Annotated in this window: 18 protein-coding genes; 11 read left to right on the forward strand and 7 right to left on the reverse strand. The window is 63.9% G+C overall.

The window, feature by feature from the left end:
- Positions 1 to 1,662 precede the first annotated feature (1,662 nt).
- The 7 genes from OLW90_RS03745 to OLW90_RS03775 all read right to left on the reverse strand — a co-directional run bounded on the left by OLW90_RS03745 (position 1,663) and on the right by OLW90_RS03775 (position 10,102).
- Positions 1,663 to 2,349, reverse strand: coding sequence for an ABC transporter ATP-binding protein (locus OLW90_RS03745; protein ID WP_319651423.1), 687 nt, complete (start codon positions 2,347 to 2,349; stop codon positions 1,663 to 1,665).
- Positions 2,349 to 2,723, reverse strand: a complete 375-nt coding sequence (locus OLW90_RS03750; protein ID WP_319651424.1) for a hypothetical protein — start codon at positions 2,721 to 2,723, stop codon at positions 2,349 to 2,351. Before OLW90_RS03750 ends, OLW90_RS03745 begins: the two co-directional genes overlap by 1 nt.
- Before the next feature lie 168 nt (positions 2,724 to 2,891).
- Positions 2,892 to 5,429: an acyl-CoA reductase gene (locus tag OLW90_RS03755; protein WP_319651425.1), complete on the reverse strand. Its 2,538-nt coding sequence runs from the start codon at positions 5,427 to 5,429 to the stop codon at positions 2,892 to 2,894.
- Positions 5,426 to 6,610, reverse strand: a complete 1,185-nt coding sequence (locus OLW90_RS03760; protein WP_319651426.1) for an acyl-protein synthase — start codon at positions 6,608 to 6,610, stop codon at positions 5,426 to 5,428. Before OLW90_RS03760 ends, OLW90_RS03755 begins: the two co-directional genes overlap by 4 nt.
- Complete coding sequence (locus tag OLW90_RS03765) at positions 6,607 to 7,635, reverse strand: GNAT family N-acetyltransferase (RefSeq protein ID WP_319651427.1); 1,029 nt, start codon at positions 7,633 to 7,635, stop codon at positions 6,607 to 6,609. Before OLW90_RS03765 ends, OLW90_RS03760 begins: the two co-directional genes overlap by 4 nt.
- Entirely contained in the window at positions 7,632 to 8,843 is a 1,212-nt protein-coding gene (locus tag OLW90_RS03770; RefSeq protein WP_319651428.1) for an MFS transporter, read from the reverse strand. The genes OLW90_RS03765 and OLW90_RS03770 overlap by 4 nt, the downstream gene beginning before the upstream one ends.
- The gene (locus OLW90_RS03775; RefSeq protein ID WP_319651429.1) at positions 8,840 to 10,102 is read right to left on the reverse strand and encodes an AMP-binding protein; all 1,263 of its coding nucleotides are present in this window, start codon (positions 10,100 to 10,102) and stop codon (positions 8,840 to 8,842) included. The genes OLW90_RS03770 and OLW90_RS03775 overlap by 4 nt, the downstream gene beginning before the upstream one ends.
- A gap of 629 nt (positions 10,103 to 10,731) precedes the next feature.
- Between OLW90_RS03775 and OLW90_RS03780 the strand changes: the two genes are divergently transcribed.
- The 11 genes from OLW90_RS03780 to OLW90_RS03830 all read left to right on the forward strand — a co-directional run bounded on the left by OLW90_RS03780 (position 10,732) and on the right by OLW90_RS03830 (position 25,182).
- Positions 10,732 to 11,394, forward strand: a complete 663-nt coding sequence (locus tag OLW90_RS03780) for a trypsin-like serine protease (protein ID WP_319651430.1) — start codon at positions 10,732 to 10,734, stop codon at positions 11,392 to 11,394.
- A gap of 119 nt (positions 11,395 to 11,513) precedes the next feature.
- Positions 11,514 to 11,735 (forward strand): hypothetical protein, encoded by a 222-nt coding sequence (locus tag OLW90_RS03785; protein WP_319651431.1) that lies wholly within the window; start codon positions 11,514 to 11,516, stop codon positions 11,733 to 11,735.
- A 1,294-nt stretch (positions 11,736 to 13,029) separates the two neighbouring features.
- Positions 13,030 to 16,605, forward strand: a complete 3,576-nt coding sequence (mfd, locus tag OLW90_RS03790) for a transcription-repair coupling factor (RefSeq protein WP_319651815.1) — start codon at positions 13,030 to 13,032, stop codon at positions 16,603 to 16,605.
- Between the two features lie 246 nt (positions 16,606 to 16,851).
- The gene (arcD, locus tag OLW90_RS03795) at positions 16,852 to 18,294 is read left to right on the forward strand and encodes an arginine-ornithine antiporter (RefSeq protein WP_319651432.1); all 1,443 of its coding nucleotides are present in this window, start codon (positions 16,852 to 16,854) and stop codon (positions 18,292 to 18,294) included.
- A 46-nt stretch (positions 18,295 to 18,340) separates the two neighbouring features.
- Positions 18,341 to 19,591, forward strand: coding sequence for an arginine deiminase (locus OLW90_RS03800; RefSeq protein ID WP_319651433.1), 1,251 nt, complete (start codon positions 18,341 to 18,343; stop codon positions 19,589 to 19,591).
- A gap of 35 nt (positions 19,592 to 19,626) precedes the next feature.
- The gene (argF, locus tag OLW90_RS03805) at positions 19,627 to 20,625 is read left to right on the forward strand and encodes an ornithine carbamoyltransferase (RefSeq protein ID WP_319651434.1); all 999 of its coding nucleotides are present in this window, start codon (positions 19,627 to 19,629) and stop codon (positions 20,623 to 20,625) included.
- A gap of 23 nt (positions 20,626 to 20,648) precedes the next feature.
- The gene (arcC, locus tag OLW90_RS03810) at positions 20,649 to 21,587 is read left to right on the forward strand and encodes a carbamate kinase (RefSeq protein WP_319651435.1); all 939 of its coding nucleotides are present in this window, start codon (positions 20,649 to 20,651) and stop codon (positions 21,585 to 21,587) included.
- Positions 21,588 to 21,689: 102 nt separating this feature from the next.
- A complete protein-coding gene (locus OLW90_RS03815) occupies positions 21,690 to 22,157 on the forward strand; it encodes an arginine repressor (protein ID WP_319651436.1) in 468 nt (155 codons plus the stop codon).
- A gap of 138 nt (positions 22,158 to 22,295) precedes the next feature.
- Positions 22,296 to 22,916, forward strand: a complete 621-nt coding sequence (pyrR, locus tag OLW90_RS03820; protein ID WP_319651437.1) for a bifunctional pyr operon transcriptional regulator/uracil phosphoribosyltransferase PyrR — start codon at positions 22,296 to 22,298, stop codon at positions 22,914 to 22,916.
- Positions 22,916 to 23,842 carry an aspartate carbamoyltransferase catalytic subunit gene (locus tag OLW90_RS03825; protein ID WP_319651438.1) on the forward strand — a complete coding sequence of 309 codons (927 nt, stop codon included), beginning with the start codon at positions 22,916 to 22,918 and terminating at the stop codon, positions 23,840 to 23,842. The genes pyrR and OLW90_RS03825 overlap by 1 nt, the downstream gene beginning before the upstream one ends.
- 20 nt (positions 23,843 to 23,862) lie before the next feature.
- Positions 23,863 to 25,182 (forward strand): dihydroorotase, encoded by a 1,320-nt coding sequence (locus tag OLW90_RS03830; RefSeq protein WP_319651439.1) that lies wholly within the window; start codon positions 23,863 to 23,865, stop codon positions 25,180 to 25,182.
- Position 25,183 lies beyond the last annotated feature (1 nt).

Genomic DNA, 25,183 nt, shown 5'->3' on the forward strand with positions numbered 1-25,183 from the left:
ATCTGTTTCGAGGAGAGCTCGGGGTAATAGATCAAGTTGGCCTCGTGTGGTGAAACTGGTCGATCCAGAAGGGTGAAAGATGCTGAGAATATCCCTGTTGGGTAGGGAAGTATGTCTGGCCTTTCTACTTTGTCTATATTTACGATTTCTTCTGCTTTGCAGTGTAGGTCTACTTTTTTTGCTTTGGCTAACATGCTGCAATCGGCAATAAGTGGAGAGTCGGGCAACATAGGGTCTTGTATGGGTACTCCTCCGGGAATCTTTTCCATAATACTCTCTGCATTATGTGTGGCTACAACGGGGCCTGGACCATTTTCATTTGGTATATCTATAAGGTAGGTGGTTAGTTGTGTGGTTATCACGGTGGTTAGTGATGCGGCTAGGATGGCTAATCCCACTGCAGCGGGCCCACGCGAAGCTGAGACGTGCTCGGCTTCTAGGCGAGTTCCTGCTAGGAGTGCTGAGGGTGATTGTGGGGTTATTTTGTGTGCTATGGAAGCGGTGAAAAAGGAAATGGTTCCACGCAGACTCAGGGCGCATAGAATTAACCCAGCGATTCCAAGGTAAAGGGGAGAACCTCTGAGGATTTCTACGAGTAGATCTTGGAAGATCCAGGCTGTTATGATGAAAAAAATGCCTAGAGACCATGCTGCGATAGGGTGTTTTCGAGAGGTGTGTGGGGTGGTACTTTGGAAATAGGCGCTTGCTGTGCACCACATGATAGAAGCGATAGCTACACCGAATACTGGCCAAGAGAACAAGTGTAGTTCTCCGGAGAACCATTGTGAGTCTTCGGGCACTAGTCTTCGTATAATGGGGGAGAGGATCTTAGCACTGAGTATGCCGCTGATCCATCCGGTTATCTGGATGTATAGGGTTTCCGTGGCTGCGATGATTCTGCTAGCGCGGTGGGAAATGCCAGAGGAAACCAGTTTGGTTAATGAGAGATACCGCTGTCGTGCGATGAGTGAACTGGCAGTGGTGGCTGCGATAAGACAGGGCAGCGCAGCAAGGAGGGCGCAGACCAAGAGTAGCGATTTTACTGAACTATCTAAGTCGAGATTATAAATTTGATACTGAGAGGAAGGTAAATTTTTTGAGTGCCCAAAGCCATGGGCTTTGGTTGTCATCGGTGTAAACAGTGGAGAAGCATAAGCTACTTCTGAAAGATTAAGTGCTTGTGATTCCACTCCTACCCACGCTACCGGTTCGTTGGGGTAACGCAGCCCTTCTTCGCTCACCGTTCCTACCGGTATGCCGGGGAGTGTAACGTCCCCGCTATCTAGGAGTTTTTGCAGGCCGGGAGAGACTACGTAGGTACCGGGCGTGGGGAGCTGTTCGAGGCCAGGCGGTGGTGGGACTTCTGTTACGGGGGCGTTTCCGGGTGCCACGAAGAAAGTGGTGGTCTCGTTCTGGCCGGGGAGGGTGAGTCGGGAAGAAACCTGTGCGTAGGGAATATCGTCTTCTGCGAGGAACTCGGTGCGCGGTAGGCGAGCTTCAGCTCGTTCCTCGCGGTCCGAGATCATTTGCGGCAGTGCGGAGGCGAGGCACAGAAACAGCACCGCCACGGCGGTTGCGGCGATGACCGCCACGCGGCTGAGGGAACGGGAACGTCGGCTGATGGTGGTGCCCAGGAGTATCGATCGCCACGTCAAACTGGAGCTATGTGACTTTCTCATGGAGTCTCCCTTCTCGGAGTTCCAGGCGGCGGTGCGTTGTGCGGCTGACCTCCTCGTCGTGTGTCACAATGATGAGGCATGTTTCCATGTTCCCTGTCTGCTCCAGTAGTGTGGTGAGTACGGACTCGGAGGTCGCGGGGTCGAGGGCACCCGTGGGTTCGTCAGCGAGCAGAATAGTGGGCTTGATAGACAGGGCGCGCGCAATTGCCGCCCGCTGCGCCTGGCCGCCGGAGACCAGAGCGGGGCGACGGTGCGCGGTGTCGGGGTCGATGCCCACACCCGCCAGCAAATCCAGTGCGTCTCGCTGCACCTTCTTTCGAGGCTCTCCACGGACGTAGCGGGGCAGCATGACGTTTTCTATTAGGGTGAGTTCCGGGACTAGTTCGGAGAACTGGAACACGTAGCCGATCTCGGACAGGCGCAGGGCGTCGTGCTCCCCGGTAGGCAGTCCAGAGAGATTGCGTCCGTTGACGTACACGTTGCCTTCCTCTGGGGTCAGCAGTCCGGCGAGTGTGTGTAGCAGCGTTGTTTTGCCTTCGCCACTGCGTCCCACGATGGACACGCTTTCCCCTGTGGAAGCGGAGAAGTCAAGATGCGAGAGGACGGCTGCGCCGTCGAGGCGGACTGTTACGTTGCAAGCCTCGACGGCGGGAAGCTGTTTTTCTTTCATTAGAGATGTATTGGTACTTCAGGTCCAACTCCATCGGGCAGGGTTCCCTTATCTTCCACAACCTTGAAGTTAAACACTCCCTGGGTGGCGAAAGTGTAGGAAAAGTTCCCGGTCGCCCCTTGGTCCATTACATTATCTTTACCGCTCTTTCCGGGTCCAGTCCATTCAATGCGTGTTGTATATTTGTCAACGACGCGGTCTTCTACTGTGCAGTAGACGATTTGCCCTGCTCCGTTGGGTTCGACACGACACTCGGCATAGGATCCTGGGGTATCGGAGTGGTCTGCTGTTTTTGCATATGCCATTGGCATTGTGAGAATACTTACCAGCACTGGGGCTGCGATCGCGATTGACCGCGTTCTCTTTGAGCTCATGACTTCTCCTGGAGGTACTTAGATGGTGTAGGTCAGCGGCCGGTATTGCCACTAGCTTAGAGTGTATGCAAAGGATTATCAGTCTGCAAGGCTTTTCTGGGATTTTCTTGTGCTTGGTCTTTGAGGTTGTTCAGAAAATTGGTTCAAACCTTAAGGGAAAAATGTGTTTCACCTGTGTCGATGCTTGTTGCATCTTCTGTCTATTACTCGTTTTATTTTCTGGCTGGAGGCTGTGCGGGTGAATGTGCTGGAATGGATAATGTTTACTACTACACTCATTAGTCCCTCCTTACAGGCAAGCCCAAGATACGGCACCGCCTCAATCAGTGCGCACCGCGCGGTGTCTGCGGAGAGGGAGCAGGCGGTGGCGTCGATAAGCACCACGATGTGCTCGCGGTCGCCGCGCCACTCCACCTGTACCTGCACGTCCCCGGCGTAGCCGCAGCGCCGGGCGAGCGCGTCCACGAACGTCTGGTAATGGAAGGAGCGGCTGCCCACGCGGATCACGTCCCCATAGCGGCCCAGGAGTTCCACGCGCGGTAGCAGGCTGCCGCAGGGGCAGGGCTCGGGCAGGAGGCGGCCGATGTCCCCGATCTCGTAGCGGCGCAGGTTTTGGCCGGTGCGCACCAGGGAGGTGAATACGAGCCTGCCCGGCTTTCCGGGGGCCACGGGTTCGTCGTGATCAAGGTCGATCACTTCCACGTCAAGCAGGCCGGAATGGATGTGATGAATGGAGCCGGTGGAGTGCTGGCACTGGTACCCCAGGGGCCCAAGATCAGTGCTGCCGTAGGTGGCGGAGCGAATGGTAGCGATCCCAAACTCCTCGCGCAGCACCTCGCGCTGGGCGGGGTGCAGGTGCTCGCCGCCGTAGTACAGGGCGCGGATACCGCCGTAGCGCAGGAACTCCTCGCGCCGCTCGTGGAGCAGCCGCCACAGGTGGGAGGGCATACCGAAAAGCGCGGTGGCGCGGTGGCGAATCACCATATCCGCGATGTGAGCATAGTTCGGGTCGGCGGGCATTGCGATGGGCAGTTGCGCGGCCCCCAGGTGTTCCAGGGCGGTGAAGAAACTTAAAAAGCCGCCGTACATGTTCCCGCCCACAAAGAGGTTGGCCACGCGCTCCGTGGCGGGGTCAAAACCGGCGGCGAGCAGGCCATCGGCCACCGCGCGCATCTGATCGGTGTAGTCCCGGTAGGTGTAGAGGGATAGCGCGGGTGCGCCGGAACTGCCCCCAGATTGGAAGAAGAGTTGGGCGGCCCGGGAGGGCAGGTGCGGCAGGGAGCGCTGCACCTCTTCCTTGCCGATGAGCGGGAGCCCCTGGGGCCGCACCGGCTTCGGCTGCGGCATGAGGTCGCTCAACGCCGCGATGGTGCGATACTCCTGCTCGGTGCGGTGTACCGAGACCCGCCGAGCGTAGCGCTGGAGGGGATAGAGGCCATCGTGCGGCTCGCCCGGATAGCCCTCGATCATGCTGCCGCAGGAGGTCACGCGGGTGACCCCGGCGGTGAAAAGGCGCTGGGAGAGGTCCGCCACCTCGGGCGGGGTACCGGCCACGGCGGCGGTTTGCAGGTAGCGCCGCATGGGGTACAGCACCTCCACGATCCGCTCGCGGGGCAGGGGCTTGACCCACAGGCTGCGGTACAGCGGGGAGGCGCTGAGCGCTTGGCGACGATCCGCGATCACGCGCCACCGCCCGGCCGCGTCGGCGTAGACCCGGGTGAGCCCCAGGTGTTGCTCCAACTCCGCCACGCGCTGCACCGTGGTAATCTCCGCGCGTTCGACCTCGGTGGGAGCAGCGGGGCCAGCCGTCTCGGTGGGAGCAGCAGAAGCAAGGGCGGCAGAGGCGCGGTGAAGCCTGGCCGCCAACCGCTCGCTGAAATCCGCGACCTCCTCGAAGTCCTGGGTATCCAGGTACACCACCTGCGGGCTGGAACACGCCTGCTGGTTCAGGGCGCAGGTATCCGCCACCACGGCGTCCAGCGTGGCCTCCTCGCGCGCGGCCCGCGCGGTGAGGTAGGCAAAGGAAATGCGGTGCCCCCAGGCCACCACGCGGCACCCGGCCGGGGCCAGGTCGCGCAGTGCGTCGATGGCCTCCTCCCCGCCCCAGGCCGCGAGGCCGTCGGCGTGCTGGCAGAGCGCGGCCAGCCAGTCCCGCTGCCGGGAGGAAAAGGAGAGCACGATGATACGCCGCGCGAGGATTCCCGTGGGATCGGCCTCTGCCAGCGCGGAGAGAATCACCACGGAGGATTCATGCTGGCCACGGGCGTTTTTGAGCACGTTCATATTCCCGGTGAGCAGACCCTCCACTACGCTGAGCGCACCCACGGCGGGGGCGTTACCGGGGGCCACGTGTACGAGCAGGCCCAGGGGAGCCCAGGCCTCGTAGGCGGTGCGGTGCGCGTCCGGGCGGCGCAGCCTGGCGGGGTCTATGCGATCCCCCAACTCCCGGTGCAGGCGACCCTCCAGGGTGCTGCGGGAGAGGGACACCACCAGCGCGTCCAGCGTGGCGGAATCGAGAAACCCCAGGCGGGCGCGCACCGGGGAATCGGGGCGGGCGATCTGCTCGCTGAGCGCCGCGCAGGCATCGAGTACCACGCGGGCGGGCAGCGGGGTGGCGAGTTCCTGGCGGGTGAGGGCGTCGAGGTCGCTTAGGCGGGAAAAGGCCTGTTCATCGGTGAGGGGCTGGCCCTGCCACAGGTGAGTCATGCGCGTCCTTTCAATAGTTCGGCGGCGGCGATGGCACAGCTGCGGTTGCGACTCACCCCGGCACGTCCGTGCAGAATGATCCAGTCCGTCTGCGCCCCGCAGCCACACTCGTCGGCGGGGTGGGCGCTGGCGATGTCCCCCATGAGCACGCTATGCGCCGGTACGGAGGTGATGTACGGGCTGATGAGGTGCAAGAACCCGCGCCGCCCGTGGGGCAGGGGATCAAGCGTGGCGACGTCCCGGATCACCGCGCGCGACCACACCGGCAGGTGCAGCCGGTGCCGGGTGCACTCCACCACGGGCACGCAGTGTTCCACGGAGCCGAAGCTATCCCGGATGCGCTCGGGCGCGATGCCCAGCGTGCGGCTGATCAGGGCGCGCAGTTCCGTTTGGGGGATCTGCTGATCCGCGTGGTTTTTCCACCCGCCGCCCAGGAACACCAGGGATTCCGGGGCCAGCCGCAGTGGCGGGTGCCCCAGGGCTTCCCGGCGGCGAAGCAGGGCGGCGAGAAAGGCCGGAAAGCCAAAGATCCGCAGGGGAATACCGTCCGCGGCGGCGCATTCGATGGCGCGCAGGGAGCCGAAGGGATCGAACTCGTGGGTGGGGCTTTTCGACGCCCCCTCGGTGCCCGGCGCCGAGGTGCCCCGCGCCGAGGCACACCGCAGGGCGTAGGTGATGTGGCGGGCGGGGGCGAAGTCGCAGAGATACGTATTGGTAAAGGAGGTGCCCACCTTGAGGTCGCGCTGGGGCTCGTAGCTGAGCAGCAGGTAATCCACCTGGGCGTCCGGGGTGTGCCAGCCGTAGTGCGCAAAGATGCGTGCCACCATGCGCTGGGCGGCGTTGATGGTCCAGTGATCAAAGAACATCTGCGATTTCTGCCCGCTGGTACCGGAGGAGGTCAGGTGCAGGGCTATGTTCTCGCGGGGAACGGAGAGGGCCTCGTGTCGCTTGAAAAAGGCCGCCGGAATGGGAGGGGCGGGGGAGGTATCCGTGTTGGTGAGGGCTCTCCAGAACTCGTTGCGCTGGCGGTGCCAGGCGTTGATCTCCGTCATGGCGAGGTCGAAGAGGCGCTGGGTATCCGGGGTGTGCGCATAAGGTTCGCGCAGGTCGCAGAGTTCCTGGAGGTGTGGCAGCGCCTGCGCGTCGGGCACGCGCAGGGTTCCTAAGTACGAGGGGGTCATACCGTTTCCTTCACGGGGAGAAAGGCGGCGATCTCGGGGCAGGGGCGCACCGAGTCCGGTTCCACGGGGGTGCCGTGGGCGAGTAATACGAGGTCGTGGAGACGGCCCGCGCGCGGTCGCGCGGCGGGGTAGTAGGCCGCGGGGGCCATGCCCGCCGCGAGATATTCCTGCGCCGTGTGCCCTTCTTGCGCGTCGTACAGCGGTACGGCGGCCTCCACATAGGCGACGCCCAGGTGGGCCAACTGCTCGTAGAGCGCCGGGGCGATCTGCGGCAGCGCGCCGGGCCGAGCCTGCACCGAATACAAGCGGGCGCTGCCTGCGGTGAGGTTGAGATCGAGGATCAGGCGCGCGGAATGATGGTCCGCCGTGGCCACGTAGCGATGAGCGCAGGTGCGGCGCAGCGAGACAGCGATCGGGTTTGAGGCGGGAATGGGGGCCTCCGGGGTGATCTCCGGTGGGCGGGTATCCGCGATGTCGAGGCTACTCAGGGCGCGCCGGTAGAGCGGCCACAGCGCGGCGGGGAGCAGCGATGGCGCCGATCTGCTCGTGAGGGCATGCGGTGCGTATCGAACGAAGAACCCCAGGCTCTCGCGCCGGGTGAGCATGGCCGCGCCGGGAAGAACCCCGGTGGGGCGAAAACCCTGGTGAAGCACCACCTCCTGGGCATGCGGGGAGCACAGCCGCACGGTGGAATAGGCGGAATCGAGGGAGCCGCCGCCAAAGGCCGCCGTGCAGGCAGCGGCGGAAACCCGGTGCGCCAGGCCCTTTCCGCCGTGGTCGGGGTGCACGGCGATACCGCCGAGCACACCCACCCGGGGCGTGGTATCACCGAGGACCACGGCGGAGGCGATGATCTCGCCTGCTGCGTCACGAATAACGCGCCAGTGGGTCGAGGGGAGGGCCAGCAGGCGTTGCGTCTCAGTCAGATCGCGGCCCAGGGCCAGGGGGTAGTGCCCGCCGTAGACCTCGCGGAAGAGGCGGAGGAGTGCGGGGGCGTCGGCAGTGGTGGCAGCGCGGACGGTCATGAGCGTTCCTCCGAGGGAGTATCCAGGTGCGCGGCCACCCGCCAGGCGGCCCAGGCTACGGGGAGCAGTCCCGCCCCCTGCACCAGCAGGAGCAGGCGCACCGGAACCACATCGCCCAGGGCACCAAAGACGAGGGAGGAAACCGGCAGAGTGGCGCTGATGAGGGCCTGCATAATCGCAAAGAATGCGGGCTTATCCTGCGGTGGAACCCGGCGCTGGAAGTAGGAGACAAAGCGCACCCCGATCGCCCCGATGCACACCCCGGCCACCACGAGGCCCAGCGCCGCCACCCACGGGTGGGGCACCAATCCCGGAGCGGCCAGCCCCAGGGAGGTGGCCGCCAGCCCCGCGCCGCCGACGGTGCGCAGCCGCAGGGGCAGCCGGGGGCCGAGCGCGGCACCCGCGATGGTGCCAGCGCCCAGGGCTGCCTCCAATGCGGAAACCGTGGCCCCGCCGGACTGCAAGGTGCTGCGGACAAAGAGCGGCATGAGCACGAATACCGCCGTGCTAAAGAAGTTCGCGGCCGTAAAACACAGCAGCATGTGGCGCACGGAGGGGAGCTTGCGCAGCACGTGGCGGGAGCCTTGAGGTTGGGTGCTCGTGGCCGGTGCGGGTGGTTGGTGGGGGAAGCGGTGCGCGATGATGAGCACTGCGGCCAGCAGGTATGCGCTGGCGCAGGCCCCCAGCAGCCCCGTGGTACCTATGGCTTCCACCACCAGGGGGCCTAAGAAACCCCCGGTGAGCCCGGCTATGGACTGGGTGGCCAACTGAAACCCGGTGGCGGATTCAATATCCTCATCCGCCACCAGTTCCGGGATGGAGGTGGTGAGGCAGGGATCAAAAACGGCCTGGCAGCAGGCCATGAGAAGTGCCAGCGCGCAGATAATCCCCAGCGGTAGCGCCCAGGTGGCACTCAGCGCCGCACCCACCGCCGCGAGCGCACCCGCCGTGGCGGCCGTGAGGGCGAGCAGAAGCCGGTGATCGCACCGGGAGATCAGCCGGGAGACCACCGGCACCAGCGCCACGGCGGGAATGGTGGCGGACATGAGCACCAGGCCGGACTGCCTGCCGGGGCTATCCCCACCGACGATTCCCACCAGCCACCACACCATGCCCACCTGGAACACGCGGGCGGATGCCTGGGTGAGGAACTGCCCCGCCCACGCGGCGGCAAAGCTGCGGTTGCGCAGGATCACGGGCGCGCTCATGCCAGCGGCCTCTGATCGATCACGCGCAGGAGTTTCCCGGAGCGCGGGTGGGTGGCCAGGTCGCGGTGGTGGACCCATTCCACCGCCAGGGGCAGCACCTGGCGGTGCGCGGTGGCCTCGGCATAGGCCGGGCGGGCCTGCAACACGGCGGCGATGATCTCCCGGGCCAGGGCGGCGTGGCGGTGGGGATCGGGATTTACGGTGGCGGCGCGCAGGATCAGGCCGTCGAGCCCCTCTTTGTGTACCGCCACTAATTGCAGGGCGGTGATCTGCTTTTCTGCGTCCACTCGGGAGACCACGGCGTGCACGTCCTCGGTGTACATCGTCACGTAGGCGATCCGCAGGGCGTCGCCCGTGCGCCCCATGAGGCGGAACGTTCCCGCTGCGTAGTCCACCCATTGCGCCCGATCCCCGGCGGGGTAGCGCACGATGGGCATGAGGCGGCGTCGTAAGTCCGTGACCACCAGCCTGCCGGGTATTCCCGGTTCGGTGATGGGAGCGTTGGTCTCCTCATCGAGGATCTCCGTGTGGGTATAGGGGTGCCAACTTTGATGCACGCGCAGGTCACCGCCCGGAACTGGCCGCCCCAGCAGCCCGGCATCCACGCTGGCATAGCCCACCGAACCGACGCGCGTGTGGGGGAATGCGGCGCGCAGCAGGGGAAGGCGATCATCAAAGAGGAGTTCCCCGCCCACCAGGATTAGTTCCACCTCCGGCAGGGTGCGGCCCGTGCTCGCCAGGTGTTCCGCGAGGGTTATCACGGTGCTGGGCAGCGCGGCGATAGTGGTGATGCGGAACTCCGCCAGGGCCTGGGCCAGCTGCTCGGTGGGCAGGCCGCCGCCAAAGGGAAAGCGTGTGGTGGCAAGGGGGCAGTAGGCCAGGGAATCCAGCACAAAGGTGAAACTGGCGTACAAATCGCCGGCATAAAAGAGGTTGGCCACCCGAGCCCCGGGTTTCATACCCGTTCCCACCAGCCCCTGACCAAAGGCGCGGCAGAAGCCCCGCCATTCCTGGGTGGACCACCAGGAAAACTTCGGCGCGCCCGTGGTGCCGCCGCTGCGCAGCACTAGGGCGTCCGAGGGCGGCGCGGTGAGCACGGAATTATGCTCCGGGTGATTGGCCTGCCAAAACTCCGCCGTATCCACCACGGGGAGGTCGCGCACCTCTGGGCGCGGGGGAAGATCGCGGTAGAGGCGGCGATAGTAGGGGGAATGGGTGCGGACAAACTCGATGTGTTCCGCCACGGGAGCGATGGACATGGTGCTTCTTTACTCTTTTGTTACTTATTGGGGGCGCTATGCGCAGGGCACTATATTCCTCGCAGTGCCCGGCGAACGCACGCGGGAGACTAAGGGGAATACCCCCGCCAGCGCCCGGAGTGTGGTGGCAATCAGACATAATTGCGTTATTGCTTTGGTTGGCTGAGAATCTTGGGAGAGTCACGACGCCGCGCCGGGTATCCGATCGTTCCACGGTGGCGGCGGAGAGGGGCGAGGGGAGCGGGTTGGGTGTGCGTTATGCCTGGCAGATGGGATGTTTTGCGGCGTGAGTGTGGGCTGCGGGGATTCTGTGCCGTGGAGTGGGGGACGTTACTTCCGAGGCGAGCTTTCTGGCTGTGCTCCTGCTGTGAGTTTTGGTATAGCCGGACGTTTTACCCCCGTTGGTGTGGGGTGGAGGGGGCTATTCTGGGGATTGTTAGATGGATTAAAGGGATGATTGTCCTAGACCTCTGTTGTAGGTATTGGGTAAATGAATTATGTGGTGTAGGGTGGGCCACGGAAAGAACGAGAGCTAGATTTTCAAGGCTCGCAATACAGGAAACATCGGAGAATCCTGGCCGGAGAATGGCTGGAAACCGGATGAGCTTTATGGGAGAAAGGTGATCGACATGGGAGCTGCACTGTTGTCCAAGGAGAAGCGCACCTCGCGCACGGCGGGCCTGGTGGCTGCCCTGGCCGTGGCCCTGACGCCGCTGGCCACGGCCGCCACCGCGCAGGCGGCGGTGCCGCTGCGCCAGGGCGCGGCCATTGAGGCGAACGGTGGCGGCGGATGCGCGCTGAGCATCGCCGATACCTCCACCGCGTACACCGCCCTGCACTGCGGTGACGGTGAGTGGCAGGTGGGCGATGAGATCAAGTCCCGCACCGGCCGCACGGTGGGCACGATCTCCGCGCTCGGCTCCGACCTGCCCGAGGATAAGCAATTGGACGTGGCGAAGATCGACCTCGTGCCCGGCGTTCAGATCAACGGCGCTTACGCGGGTGCGGGTGACTCCGCCGCCCTGAAGAATGGGGATCGTGTGACGTTCTACGCTCCCGGCAACCGGGGTGAGGGTGTGATGGTGAACGTCACCCCCAAGCGCATGACGCTGGGCAATGATGGTAAGTTCCCCTCCTTCCTCTTTACTGCGGACATTCAGACCTTTGGTGGTAACTCCGGAGGGGCCCTGCTGAACTCGCAGGATGAACTGGTGGGCGTGCTGGCGGGAGGCAACCGCAAGGATCGTTCCGATTACACTCCGATCAACGTGATTAGGGAACTGCTTGGTTAAGCGCTTAACGGGGGAGAGGACCCCACCGCACCCTAGGGGGTGTGGTGGGGTTTCGTTGTGGGGATAGTGATGTGGTGCTATTCTTGCCAGCAGCATGTGAAGAAAAAGGGGGATAATCTATGAGCGACTTGAAGTTTCAGCGGGTTACGGATGAGCAGCTCCGTGAGCATCGGCGGGTCTTGGAAGCCAAACTTGATGTTGCCTCCTACCTGGGGGTTGAGGGGGAGTCCCTGAGCTATCGTGACCTATACGATCTTGCGAACCTCGGTATCCTGACGGAGGAAGATCGCGTGATCTATGATCGGCTTCTTCAGATTGAATTTATGCTTGGCGAGCGATAATGAACGCGGTTGTATCGTGGGAAGATCGTGCCGCTGAATTTTTCCACGAGGCATGGGATACATTGCAGGGATGTCTGCCCACATTTAACCGAGAACCAGTGATTTTTCTTGGAGAGGGGCGCAGGCGAGATTCCTTTGAGGTATCTATACCACTGGCATTTCAGGGAAAACAGGAACAGCCGTCTGATCTTTATTCCGTGAATATACAAATCGGACTTTGTGAGAGTCGTGATGGTAACGCCATAGCGGTTCACAGTTCTCAGTATGCACTGCGTATCGGTACTGCTGCGATCGTCCGCTTTGAGTATGACCGGGATAGGAGTGGAGCACACCCAGCCGCTCATGCCCATGTGCATGGGGCAGGAACCTGGCTGAGTCCGGCGTTGATGAAGAATCGTCCCGGTAGTAGCAGGAAAGCGCGTGAACATGCTCGAAAGGGGGAGATTGAAGTTCTACACTTTCCCATGGGTGGGCACCGATTTCGTCCTTCGATGGAGGACTTCCTGTTTTTTGTTATCGGAGAGTGCGGATTCCACGGTGTAAAAGGCTGGGAAAAGAGGCTCCTTGCCACACGCGAGGGGTGGCTGGATATTCAACTGGCAGCGGCGGTGGGGGATAAGCCGGAGATAGCGGCGGAGAAGCTGAGGTGCCTGGGTTATCGGGTGGCGGAGCCTCCCGGTGGTCCGTTGCCGTGCCGCCGGTATCCGGGCTGGTAGGCCGCTTGCACACACTGCAAGAGGGGTAAGAGCAGCAAGTGCCGTAAGCGCACGATAAACCCCAGCCCGCCGGTATTTTACCGTCTGAACTGGGGTTTTATTTCGCTTCCCCACCAGGACTCGAACCTAGAATGACGGTACCAAAAACCGTAGTGTTGCCGATTACACCATGGGGAACCGCGAGTGAACGGTGTGCCACGCGCGCTTATACACTGTAGCGCATAAGGCGCTGCCGAGCGTAACCGCCTGGGGCGCGACCTCGCTGAGGCGTAGGGTAGAGCGGGTTTGCGCGGTGGCGTGGTATTCCGACGCCAAAGCCCTCGTGGCCCTCGTGCGTGGCCCATGCGCGCGGGTTCGTCGTCAAGCAAAATTCGTCGCCAAGTAAAAGCCAAGTAAAAACGGAAAAACTGGGTGGCGTCGGAAGGCCTGCGTGCGGCCCCCTAGCTGCGCTCGGGGAACAGCAAGAAACTATGAGAAGAAAGTAAGGAATATTCAAGGTGGCAGACCACGGTATTGCGCACGCTCCCGCCCTGGCGGGCCTGCTCAAGGTTGTTAGCGAGGACCCCAAGATTCGGGGAATGCTCTCTCATGTGGGGGAGCAGGAGTTGCACCTTACCGGCCTGGATCAGGTGCGCCCGTGGGCGGTGGCGGCGCTATCGAAGAAGACCCCGGTGATCGTGGTGACGGCCACGGGCCGCGAGGCGGAGGATTTGAGCGCGGAGTTGCGCGCCATGCTGGGGGATAAGGTGGCGTGGTTCCCCTCCTGGGAGACGCTGCCGCACGAGCGTTTGAGCCCGGGGGTGGATATTGTGGGTCGCCGCGCGGAGGTGGTGGAGAACTGGGGGGAGAATGGTGATCGGTATCGGGTGATCGTGGCCGCCGCCAGGGCGATGAGCCAGCCCTTTCTTAAAGACGTGGAGGGCCGTAAGCCGGTGCGCCTGCGCGAGGGCGCGGAGCATTCCCTGGGGGACCTCACGGAGCAGTTGGTGCTGCGGGCCTATGAGCACGTGGATATGGTGGCCAAACGCGGGCAGTTTGCGGTGCGCGGCGGCATCTTGGACGTGTTTCCCACCACCGGGGATTACCCGGTGCGCGTGGAGTTCTGGGGCGATGAGGTCTCGGATATGCGTCAGTTCTCCGTGGCAGATCAGCGCACCCTGCCGGATAGCCGGGTGCCGGAGGTAGAGGTGTATCCGGCGCGCGAACTTCCCATCACGCCCCAGGTGGCGGCGCGGGCGGAGGAGTTGGCCAGGCGGTATCCGGGTAATCCCACCCTTGTGGAGTTGCTGAGCAAGATCGCCGCGGGGCAGCCCGCCGATGGCATGGAGGCTTTGCTTTCCGTGCTCAGCGATTCCCCCTTGGCGGTGTTGCCGGATATTGCTCCTCGGGGTACGCACATGGTGTGGGTGGCCCCGGAGAAGATTCGTTCCCGCATCGCGGATCTGGAGGCCACGGATCGGGAGTTTTTGGAGGTCGGCTGGGAGGCGGCGGCGATGGGCGCGCAGGGGGCGGCCCCGATCTCTGCGGAGGGGCTGGATCTCACGGCGAGTTCGTATCGTTCCTTTGAGTCCCTGCGGGCGAGCGCAGCCAAGGCCGGGGCGCCGTGGTGGACGTTTTCTCCCCCCGGAATGTTGGAGGGCCTAGAGGAAGATACCCTGCCCCTGGAGTTTGAGGCGGCCCCGGCCCCGCGCGGCGATCTGCCCAAGATCGAGGAGATGATGGCGCTGCTGCTGGCGCACACCAATGGCGGCGGCCGCGCGGCATACATCACGCCCACGCGCGGGGCGATTAAGCGCATGGTGGAGCGCTTTGCGGAGCAGGGGATCCGCACGCATGTGGCCACGCCCGCCTGGGAGCCGCGCGCGGGGGAGGTGACGCTGTATCAGGCGTTGAGCCACGCGGGCCTGGTGTTCTCCGAGGCGGTGGTGCTCACGGAGACGGATCTCACGGGCAATCGCGTGGGCGATATTGCGGGGGCGAAGCGTCGCCCGGCACGGCGTCGCAATCGCGTGGATCCGTTGGCGCTTAAGACGGGCGATTATGTGGTGCATGAGACGCACGGCATCGGCCGGTTCATCAAGATGGCGGAGCGCACCATCAAGGCGGGCGATGAGACCTCGCGGCGTGAGTACATCGTGCTGGAGTACGCGGCGTCGAAGCGCGGCCAGCCCGCCGATCAGTTGTGGGTGCCGATGGATTCGCTGGATCTGCTGAGCAAGTACACCGGCGGCGAGGCCCCCACGTTGTCCAAGATGGGGGGCTCGGACTGGAAGAACACCAAGAAGAAGGCGCGCGCGGCGGTGCGCGAGATCGCCAGCGAGCTGGTGGAACTCTATGCCAAGCGGCAGTCCGCCCCCGGCCATGCCTTTGCCCCGGATTCCCCGTGGCAGCGGGAGATGGAGGATAACTTCCCCTACGTGGAGACGGAGGACCAGATGGCGGCTATCGACGCCGTCAAGGAGGACATGGAGCGCTCCACCCCGATGGATCGCGTGGTGGTGGGCGACGTGGGCTACGGCAAGACCGAGGTGGCGGTGCGCGCGGCGTTCAAGGCGGTGCAGGACGGCCGTCAGGTGGCGGTGCTGGTGCCCACCACGCTGTTGGCGCAGCAGCACCTCAAGACCTTCGAGGATCGCATGGATGGCTTTGCGGTGAATATCCGGGGGCTATCGCGCTTTACCTCCACTGCGGAGGCGCGCGAGATCATCGCGGGGCTTGCCGACGGCACGGTGGACGTGGTGGTGGGCACGCACCGGCTGCTGCAAACGGGCGTGAACTGGAAGAACCTGGGGCTCATCGTGGTGGACGAGGAACAGCGCTTTGGCGTGGAGCACAAGGAACACATCAAGGCGCTGCGCAGCCACGTGGACGTGCTCACCATGTCCGCTACGCCGATTCCGCGCACCCTGGAGATGTCCATGTCCGGGATTAGGGAGATGTCCACCATCTTGACCCCGCCGGAGGATCGCCACCCGGTGCTCACCTATGTGGGCGCGGAGGAAAGCCAGCAGGTGGCGGCGGCCATTCGGCGCGAGTTATTGCGCGATGGCCAGGTGTTCTTTATCCATAACAAGGTGCGCGATATTGAGAAGAAGGCGCGGGAATTGCGGGAGTTGGTGCCGGAGGCGCGCATTGTGGTGGCGCATGGGCAGATGAGCGAGGAGATTCTGGAGCGCACCGTGCAGGGGTTCTGGGATCGGGAATATGACGTGCTGGTGTGCACCACCATCGTGGAAACGGGCCTGGATATTGCCAATGCCAATACCCTCATCGTGGAAAACGCGCACCACATGGGCCTTTCCCAGTTGCACCAGTTGCGCGGCCGGGTGGGGCGCTCCCGCGAGCGCGGTTATGCGTATTTCCTTTATCCGCGCGGGGTCACGCTCACGGAAACCTCCTATGATCGCCTTTCCACCATCGCGCAGAATAATGATTTGGGCGCGGGCATGGCGGTGGCCATGAAGGATTTGGAGATGCGCGGTGCGGGTAACGTGCTGGGCGCGGAGCAATCCGGGCACATCGCTGGGGTGGGCTTTGACCTATACATGCGCCTGGTGGGGGAGGCGGTGGAGACCTATCGCGCCCTGGCCACCGGCAAGCCCCTGGACGCCACGGATCGGGGGCCCAAGGAAATCCGCATTGATCTTCCGGTGGATGCGCATATCCCGGAGGGATACATCAATTCCGAGCGGCTGCGGCTGGAGGTGTATCGCAAGATCGCGGCCTCGGCCACGGAGGAGGATCTGCGCGCCGTGGTGGCAGAAATGCGGGATCGCTTTGGTGAGGTGCCGCGCGAGGTGTTGCGCCTGCTCGCGGTGGCCCGGCTGCGCCACCAGGCTCGCGCGGCGGGAATCTCTGATATTGGGGTGCAGGGTACCCGGATCAAGGTGCATCCGGTGCAGTTGCCGGATTCCAAGCAGGTGCGGCTGCGGCGGCTTTATCCGGGGGCCACGTATCGGGCGGCGGCCAAGGCTATCCAGTTGCCCTTCCCCAAGGCTGGGGCCAAGGTCACCGATCCGCGCCTGCGCGATGAGGACTTGTTGCAGTGGGTTGCGGACGCGCTGACCTCGCTCTTTGACGTCCCCGCGACCGACGTGCGCGGCGGCTCCGCGGCGGGCCCCAAGGGGCGGGTGGCGGTGTCCGTGAGTGAATAGGAACGGATACTGATTGATGTGCCCTATCGCTCATTATGGGTAGGGCTTATCTATCTTTCCATCGCTAGGGGGTGGTGGCGGGCCGGGGATGGGGGTGCGGGCTGGATGTATTTCCATTTTCCTGCATGATATTCCTCCGTTTTATCAATTTTTCTCTTTACCTTTTTTGCGGGCGTTGCCGCTGGGTATAGCGTTATTTATGAACCGCCCGCGAGGGGCGGAAGGTAAAGGAAAAGGAGAAGCGCCGTGCAAACGGAAAATGATCATAAGGGCTTGTCTTTCTTTGCCCTCCTGGCGCTCGTGGTGGGTTCGATGATTGGTGGTGGAGTGTTTTCTCTGCCGCAAAACATTGCCGCCGCTGCGGCGGCGGGCCCGACCATCATCGGCTGGGTCATCACGGGCGCGGGCATGATCTGCCTGGCCCTGGTGTATCAGTTCCTCTCCCTGCGCAAGCCTCACCTGGATAACGGGATCTATGCCTATGCCCGCGCGGGCTTTGGCAGTTATATGGGGTTTAATTCCGCGTGGGGATATTGGCTTTCGGCCCTCATCGGTAATGTGGGATATTTGGTGTTGCTCTTTTCCACCCTGGGGAAGTTCTTTCCCATCTTTCATGGCGGAAATACCATTCCTGCGGTGCTGGGGGCGTCGATACTGCTCTGGCTCACGCACGCGCTGATCCTGCGCGGTGTGCAGACGGCCACCCTGGTCAATACCATCACCACGGTGGCCAAGGTAGTGCCGCTGGTCACGTTCATCGTGATCGTGGCCATAGGCTTCCACTATGACCTCTTTGTGCATGACTTTTGGGGTCAGGAATCCGGCCTGGGCAGCGTGGTAGAGCAAACCAAGGCCATGATGATGGTCACCGTGTGGGTGTTCATCGGCATCGAGGGCGCCTCCATTTACTCGCAGCGGGCGCGGCGTCGCAGCGACGTCGGCAAGGCCACCGTCGTGGGCTTTGTGTTCATGCTCGCCGTCCTCATCGCCGTGAACCTCTTGTCCCTGGGAATCATGGAGCGCGCGGAACTCGCGCAGCTTCCCGACGCCTCGATGGGCGACGTCCTCGCGGAGGTCGTGGGCCCGTGGGGTTCCTGGTTCATCAGCGCGGCCGTGGTGATTTCCCTGATGGGCGCGGTGCTGGCGTGGATTCTCCTCTGCGGGGAAACCATGCAGGTGCCGGGTTCCGATGGCACCATGCCGGAGTTCTTCGGCCGCCTCAACGATCAGGGTGCCCCCTCCCGGGCGCTGTGGGTGACCAACATCGTCACCCAGGTCTGCCTGGTGCTCACGCACTTTTCCTCCGACGTCTACCTCAGCCTCGCCACCTTGGCGGCGGCGCTGATCCTCGTGCCGTACCTGCTTTCCGCGCTCTATGCGCTGCTGGTCACGCTGCGCGGGGAGGGCTATGCGCCGGAGGAGCGCCGGGTGCGTGGGCGAGACACCGCCGTGGCCGCCGTGGCCACCGGGTACGGAATCTGGTTGGTGTACGCGGCCGGAACGCAGAATCTCCTGCTAGCGGCGCTGCTCTACCTGCCGGGCCTGGGGGTGTACCTCTGGGCTAAGAAGGAGGCCAAGACGCGCCCGTACCTCACCAGGTGGGAATACCTCATCCTCGCGGCCCTCATCATCGGGGCGGCGCTCGGAGTGGCGGGCATCGCCAACGGCAGCATCACGCTCACCCCATGAATCAATCCCCAGTGAGAAAATGAGCAAAAGAAAGGTTTGTAAGGAAATGTCTATTGCGATGGGTGCATGGTCGGAGGTGGGCAAGCTCCGCCGAGTGATGGTCTGCGAACCCGGCCTTGCCCATGAACGACTCACCCCGAGCAACGCCGCCGACCTGCTTTTCGACGACGTCCTCTGGGTGGAAAAGGCAGTGGAGGATCACCGCCGCTTTCAGCAGGAAATGACCTCCCGGGGCATCGAGGTCCTGGAAAAGCACGCCCTGCTGGCCGAGGTTCTGGCCCAGCCCGAGGCCCGGGCCTGGCTGCTGGAGCGCAAACTCTCCCGCAACCAGGTGGGCTACGGCGTGGGTGCGGAACTGCGTGCCTGGCTCGATGAGATGGCCCCGAAGGACCTCGCGCGATACCTCATCGGCGGAATCGCCTATGCGGATCTGCCCGAGGACTTCTCCGGGCACATCACCGGGGAGATCGCCAAGGCCCACCAGGGCACGGAGTTCCTGCTCAACCCGCTGCCCAACACCCAGTTCACCAGGGATACCTCCGCGTGGGTATTTGGCGGGGTATGCCTCAACCCCATGTTCTGGCCCGCACGCCGCCAGGAAACCCTGCTGGATCAGACGATCTACCGCTTCCACCCGCTCTTTACCAAGGAGGAGTTCGAGGTCTGGTACGGGGCGGACTCCGCCGAGAACCAGGATCAGGGCCTTTCCACCCTGGAGGGTGGGGACATCATGCCGCTGGGCAAGGGCGTGGTGCTGGTGGGCATGGGAGAGCGGTCCTCCTGGCAGGCCATCTCCCAGATGGCGGCCGCGCTCTTTGACAAGGGAGCGGCGCAGCGCGTGATCGTGGCGTCGATGGCCCCGGATCGCGCCTCCATGCACCTGGATACGGTGTTCAGCTTCCTCACCGCCGATACCGTCACCGCGTACACGGGGGTGGTGGATTCCATCCGCCCCATCAGCCTGTACCCGGCCGAGGACGGCGGGGTGGAGGCCCGCGCGGAGACCGCCCCCTTTGTGGAGGTGGTGGCCAAGGCCCTGGGCCTGCCGGAGCTGCGCGTGATCCCCACCGGCGGTAACCCCTTTGCCGCTCAGCGCGAGCAGTGGGACGACGGCAACAACGTGGTGGCTCTGGAACCCGGAGTGGTGGTGGGCTATGACCGCAACGTGCACACCAATGCCCTGCTGCGCGAGGCCGGGATCGAGGTCATCGAGATCGGCTCGGCGGAATTGGGCCGTGGCCGCGGCGGTGGACACTGCATGACCTGCCCAATCACTCGCGAACCTATCGAATACTAGATAATCTATATACGCTTTCCCTGAAAGGAGACACCATGCCTGTCAATCTCCGTGGCCGCCACTTCCTCACCCTCCTGGATTACACCCCGGAGGAGATCCACCACCTCATTGACCTCTCCCGCCAGTTCAAGCAACTCAAACTCGCCGGCACCCCGCACCGCTACCTAGAGGGCAAGAACATCGTTCTGCTCTTTGAAAAGACCTCCACCCGCACCCGCTGCTCCTTTGAGGTGGGTGGCATGGATCTGGGCATGGGCGTGACGTACCTGGAGCCCGGCAGTTCCCAGATGGGCAAGAAGGAGTCCATCAAGGACACCGCCCGCGTGCTGGGGCGCATGTACGACGGCATTGAGTACCGTGGCTTTGACCAGGAGAACGTGGAAACGCTCGCCGCCCACGCCGGAGTGCCGGTGTGGAACGGCCTGACCACGCAATTCCACCCCACGCAGATGATCGCGGACATGCTCACCATCAGCGAGAACTTCCCCCAGGGCCTCAAGGGGCTCAAGGTGGTGTTCATGGGCGATGCGCACAATAACGTGGCCAACTCCTTGATGGTGGTCTGCGCCAAGTTGGGCCTGCACTTTGTGGCCTGCGGCCCGCAGGCGCAGATGCCGGAGTCCGACCTGGTGGAGAAGTGCCGCGAGGTGGCTAAGGCCAGCGGCGGTAGCGTCACCCTGACCGAGGACCCGGAGGAGGCCGTGACCGGGGCGCACGCCGTGTACACGGACATCTGGGTTTCCATGGGCGAGGAGTCGGAGGAACTGTGGAAGGAGCGCATCGCGCTGCTGGAGCCCTACCGGGTGACCGCGGACCTCATGGCCAAGGCCCGGGAGGACGCCATCTTCCTGCACTGCCTGCCCGCCTTCCATGACACCGCCACCACCGTGGGCGCGGAGATCGCGGAGAAGTACGGGATCACGGAGATGGAGGTCACCGACGAGGTCTTTGAGGGGCCGCAGTCCAGGGTCTTTGATGAGGCGGAGAACCGCATGCACTCCATCAAGGCCATCATGTACGCCACCCTCTCTTGAAGTGGAAAGGGGAGTGTACGGCGATGAGCGCGCAAAGAATGGTGATCGCCCTCGGCGGTAATGCCCTGGGCAATAGCCCCGAGGAACAGTTGCGGCTGATTAGCACCACCGCCCAGGCGATCGTGGACCTCATCGAGGAGGGCCACCAGGTGATTATCACCCACGGCAACGGCCCCCAGGTGGGAATGCTGAAGGTGGCCACGGATTATTCCGCCCAGCACGGCGGCGGCACCCCGGCGGTGCCGTTCCCGGAGTGCTCCGCGATGTCCCAGGGCTACATCGGCTATCACCTGCAACAGGCCCTGGAAAACGAGTTATCCCGGCGCGGCATGGATTATCCCTGTGCCTCCGTGATCACGCAGACCGTGGTGGCCGCCAGCGATCCCGCCTTTGAGAACCTGACCAAGCCCGTGGGTGGGTTCTACACCAAGGAGGAGGCCGCCCGGCTCGCGGCGGAAACCGGCCACTGCTACGTGGAGGATTCCGGGCGTGGGTGGCGCCGCGTGGTGGCCTCGCCGCAGCCCCGCAGGATCGTGGAGTCCTCGGTGATCGAGGGTCTGGTGGAAAGCGGCACTGTGGTGATCTCCGCCGGTGGCGGCGGAATCCCCGTGGTGGAGGGCCGCGAGGGCCTCACCGGCGTGGCGGCCGTGATCGATAAGGATCGCTGCGCCGCCGTGATCGCGGAGCAGGTGCACGCCGATGTGCTGGTGATTCTCACGGCCGTGGAGCGGGTGGCCCTGGACTTCCATACCCCGCAGCAGCGTGACCTCACGCAGCTCAGCGCGGCTAAGGCCCACGAGTACATCGAGGCCGGGCAATTCGCCCCCGGTTCCATGCTGCCCAAGGTGGAATCGTGCCTGCAATTTGTGGAGGGCCATCCCCGGCGCAAGGCCATTATCACATCGCTGGCCTGTGCCAAGGAGGCACTCAGCGGCACCACCGGCACGGTGGTCACCGCGTAGATTACCCGCCCGGGGCTGGGGGCCGCGCACGATGCGCGGCACCCCGGTTTCCCGGAGTGTATTCCTCGCGATGTCATAAAACTCTTTGGAGAATAAAAGACAATGCCAGAAACGCCAACGAGGATGGCTCGGCATTCCATGATTATCCGCCTGGTGGAGCGTCACGACGTGACCAGTCAGGCACAATTATCGCAATTATTAAGGGAGGTGGGAGTTCGCGTAGCCCAGGCGACTTTATCCCGCGATTTGGAGGAATTGGGCGTGCGCAAGGTGAAAAACGCTGCCGGGCACGCCGCGTATGTGCAATGCGAGGCGGACGCCGCCCTGCACTGCGCTGGCCCCAGGGAGCGGCTGCGCAAACTGGTGGGCCGCACCATGATTGGCCTGGAAGTGGTGAGCTTCGGGGTATTGCTGCGCACCCCGCCGGGAGCGGCGCAGTACCTGGCCAGCGGGATTGACACGGCGGGCCTGCCGGAGGTGGTGGGCACGATCGCTGGGGACGATACGATCTTGGTGGTGGCGCGCGAGCCACTCACCGGAAAGGATCTGCGCGAGATCTTTATTCATTGAGAGATAAGCCATGATTAGTGGTGTGGGATAAAGCGCTGTGCTAGCGTGAAGTTGGTCGAGGAAAGGTGTGTTATTTTCTCGCCCTATATAAGGACATCCTTTAAATAGCCGCACAGAGAGGCGGGGAAGGAGGTCACGATGAGCACACACGGACACGAGGTAGAGCTGCTAAGCGCAGCGGACATCAAGCGCACCGTGGCGCGCATCGCGCACCAGATCATTGAAAAGACGGCGCTGGGCTCGGAAAAGAGCGATCGGGTGGTGCTGCTGGGGATTCCCACCAGGGGAGTCCCGCTGGCGCAGCGTCTGGCCCAGTGCATTGAAGAGTTCTCGGGGGAAAAGGTGGCCGTGGGGTCGGTGGACATCACCCTGTACCGCGATGACCTCTCCACCGGGCCGCACCGCACCCTGCACCGCACGGACATTCCCGCCGAGGGCCTCGATGGCGCCACGGTGGTGCTCGTGGACGACGTGCTGTTCTTCGGGCGCTCGGTGCGTGCCGCGCTCGACGCCCTGCGCGAGCTGGGGCGGCCCGAGGCCGTGAAGTTGGCGGTGCTGGTGGATCGCGGGCACCGTCGCCTGCCCATTCGCGCGGACTTTGTGGGCAAGAGCGTGCCCACCGCGCTCAGCGAGGACATTGACGTCCTCCTCGATGAGGTCGATGGCCGTGACGCGGTGCTGCTGCACCGCCCCGATACCACCCCGGATCGCGAGGGTGCTACCCCGCAGTCCACCGATGAGCGCGAGGAGAACGCCTGATGAAGCACCTACTCAGCATTGCGGACCTCAGCGCGGAGGAGATCACCTCCCTGCTTGATGAGGCGGATAACTTTCAAAAACTCCTCTCCGAGCGCGAGGTGAAAAAACTCCCCACCCTGCGCGGCAAGACCGTATTCACGCTCTTTTATGAGAACTCCACGCGCACCCGTTCCTCCTTTGAATTGGCGGCCAAGTGGCTCAGCGCGGATACCGTGAATATCTCCGCCTCCTCGTCCTCGGTGCAAAAGGGCGAATCCCTGCGCGATACCGGCCTTACCCTCAAGGCCGTGGGGGCCGAGGCGATCATCATGCGCCACCCCTGCTCCGGGGCGGCCGCGCAGTTGGCGCAGTGGGTGGCCCCCGGCGGCGATGGCCCGTCCGTGATCAACGCCGGTGATGGCCAGCACGCCCACCCCACCCAGGCGCTGTTGGACGCGCTGACGATCCGCCAGAAACTCGGCAGCCTCAAGGATCGCAAGGTGGTCATCGCGGGCGATTGCCTGCACTCGCGCGTGGTGCGCTCCAACGTGGAACTGCTCAGCAAGGTCGGCGCCCAGGTGGTGCTGGTGGCCCCGCCCACGCTCATGCCGGTGGGCGTGGAGACGTGGCCGGTGCAGACCTCCTACGACCTGGATTCGGAGATCGCCGATGCCGACGCCGTGATGATGCTGCGCGTGCAGCAGGAGCGCATGCGCGGCGGATTCTTCCCCTCCGCCCGCGAGTACGCGGCGGGCTACGGGCTCAACGAGCGTCGATTGGCAAAGATGCCCAAGGGCGCGCTGGTCATGCACCCCGGGCCCATGCTGCGCGGCATGGAAATTGGCTATGATGTAGCGGATTCCGAGCAGGCCGTGGTGCTGCAACAGGTGACCAATGGCGTGCACGTGCGCATGGCCGTGCTCTTTGCCACCGTTCTGGGCGAATAATACAAGGAGAAAATCACATCATGGCAACTGATTACCCGCAGACCGGCCCGCTGAACGCGCCGGAGTCCGGTACCCTGCTGATCCGCGAGGTCCGCGTGTACGGCGAGGGCGAGCCGGTGAACGTTCTGGTCACCGACGGCGTGATTTCCTCCCTGGACGCCGGGGACGCCACCGCCGATCGCGTGGTGGAGGGCAAGGGCGGCGTGCTGCTGCCCGGCCTGGTGGACATGCACGTGCACTTCCGCGAGCCGGGCCGCGAGGACGCCGAGACCATCGCCACCGGCTCCCAGGCGGCCGCGCGCGGCGGCTTCACTGCCGTGTTCACCATGGCAAACACCACCCCCGTGATCGACCAGCCCGTGCTGGCGGACAGCGTGTGGGCTAAGGGCCAGGAGGCCGGGCTGTGCGACGTACACCCGGTGGGTGCGATCACCAAGAACCGCGAGGGCAAGGAACTGGCGGAGCTGGGCATGATGGCCCAATCCCAGTCCCGCGTGCGCGTGTTCTCCGACGACGGCACCTGCGTGGATAACTCCGCGCTCATGCGCCGGGCCGTGGAGTACTCCAAGGCGCACGACGTCCTGCTGGCCCAGCACTGCGAGGACCCGGTGCTCACCGAGGCCGCCGTGGCGCACGAGGGCCCCACCGCCGCGCGCCTGGGCCTGCGTGGCTGGCCGCGCGCCGCCGAGGAATCCATCGTGGCGCGCGATCTGCTGCTCAGCCGCGATTACGGCGGCCGCGTGCACATCTGTCACGCCTCCACGGCGGGCACCGTGAGCCTGCTCAAGTGGGCCAAGGAGCAGGGGATCGAGGTCTCCGCCGAGGTCACTCCGCACCACCTGCTGCTCACCGACGCCCGCCTGGAAACCTACGATCCGGTGAACAAGGTCAATCCGCCCCTGCGCGAGGACTCCGACGTAGCGGCCCTGCGCCAGGCGCTTCTCGACGGCGTGCTGGACTGCGTGGCCACCGACCACGCCCCCCACGCGGCGGTGAATAAGTGCTGCGAGTTCGACCACGCCCTTCCCGGCATGCTGGGGCTGGAAACTTCCCTGGCGATCATCGCGGAGATCTTTGTCCGCGAGGGCCTGGCGGATTGGCGCTGGGTGGCCAAGGTGATGAGCGAGCGCCCCGCGCAGATCACCAAGTTGCCCGGGCACGGCCGCCCCCTGGCGGTGGGCGAGCCCGCCAACCTCACCGTGGTGGCCGAGGATCAGCCCTGGACGGTGGAGCCGCGCGAGTTGGCCTCTAAGGCGGAGAACACCCCCTTTGCCGGAATGGAGTTCCACACCAAGGTGGCCGCCACCGTGCTGCGCGGCAAGGTCACCCACGAGGGGTAGG

This window comes from Corynebacterium sp. 21KM1197 (assembly GCF_033783015.1).
Taxonomy (GTDB): Bacteria; Actinomycetota; Actinomycetes; order Mycobacteriales; family Mycobacteriaceae; genus Corynebacterium.

Bases quoted from the DNA above. Each gene is read 5' to 3' on its own strand.
- OLW90_RS03760 (WP_319651426.1), bottom strand. From the start codon at position 6,610: ATGACCCCCTCGTACTTAGGAACCCTGCGCGTGCCCGACGCGCAGGCG.
- OLW90_RS03815 (WP_319651436.1), top strand. From the start codon at position 21,690: ATGCCAGAAACGCCAACGAGGATGGCTCGGCATTCCATGATTATCCGC.
- OLW90_RS03780 (WP_319651430.1), top strand. From the start codon at position 10,732: ATGGGAGCTGCACTGTTGTCCAAGGAGAAGCGCACCTCGCGCACGGCG.
- pyrR (WP_319651437.1), top strand. From the start codon at position 22,296: ATGAGCACACACGGACACGAGGTAGAGCTGCTAAGCGCAGCGGACATC.
- OLW90_RS03770 (WP_319651428.1), bottom strand. From the start codon at position 8,843: ATGAGCGCGCCCGTGATCCTGCGCAACCGCAGCTTTGCCGCCGCGTGG.
- OLW90_RS03755 (WP_319651425.1), bottom strand. From the start codon at position 5,429: ATGACTCACCTGTGGCAGGGCCAGCCCCTCACCGATGAACAGGCCTTT.
- mfd (WP_319651815.1), top strand. From the start codon at position 13,030: ATGCTCTCTCATGTGGGGGAGCAGGAGTTGCACCTTACCGGCCTGGAT.
- OLW90_RS03830 (WP_319651439.1), top strand. From the start codon at position 23,863: ATGGCAACTGATTACCCGCAGACCGGCCCGCTGAACGCGCCGGAGTCC.
- OLW90_RS03785 (WP_319651431.1), top strand. From the start codon at position 11,514: ATGAGCGACTTGAAGTTTCAGCGGGTTACGGATGAGCAGCTCCGTGAG.
- OLW90_RS03800 (WP_319651433.1), top strand. From the start codon at position 18,341: ATGTCTATTGCGATGGGTGCATGGTCGGAGGTGGGCAAGCTCCGCCGA.
- arcC (WP_319651435.1), top strand. From the start codon at position 20,649: ATGAGCGCGCAAAGAATGGTGATCGCCCTCGGCGGTAATGCCCTGGGC.
- OLW90_RS03765 (WP_319651427.1), bottom strand. From the start codon at position 7,635: ATGACCGTCCGCGCTGCCACCACTGCCGACGCCCCCGCACTCCTCCGC.
- OLW90_RS03750 (WP_319651424.1), bottom strand. From the start codon at position 2,723: ATGAGCTCAAAGAGAACGCGGTCAATCGCGATCGCAGCCCCAGTGCTG.
- OLW90_RS03745 (WP_319651423.1), bottom strand. From the start codon at position 2,349: ATGAAAGAAAAACAGCTTCCCGCCGTCGAGGCTTGCAACGTAACAGTC.
- argF (WP_319651434.1), top strand. From the start codon at position 19,627: ATGCCTGTCAATCTCCGTGGCCGCCACTTCCTCACCCTCCTGGATTAC.
- OLW90_RS03825 (WP_319651438.1), top strand. From the start codon at position 22,916: ATGAAGCACCTACTCAGCATTGCGGACCTCAGCGCGGAGGAGATCACC.
- OLW90_RS03775 (WP_319651429.1), bottom strand. From the start codon at position 10,102: ATGTCCATCGCTCCCGTGGCGGAACACATCGAGTTTGTCCGCACCCAT.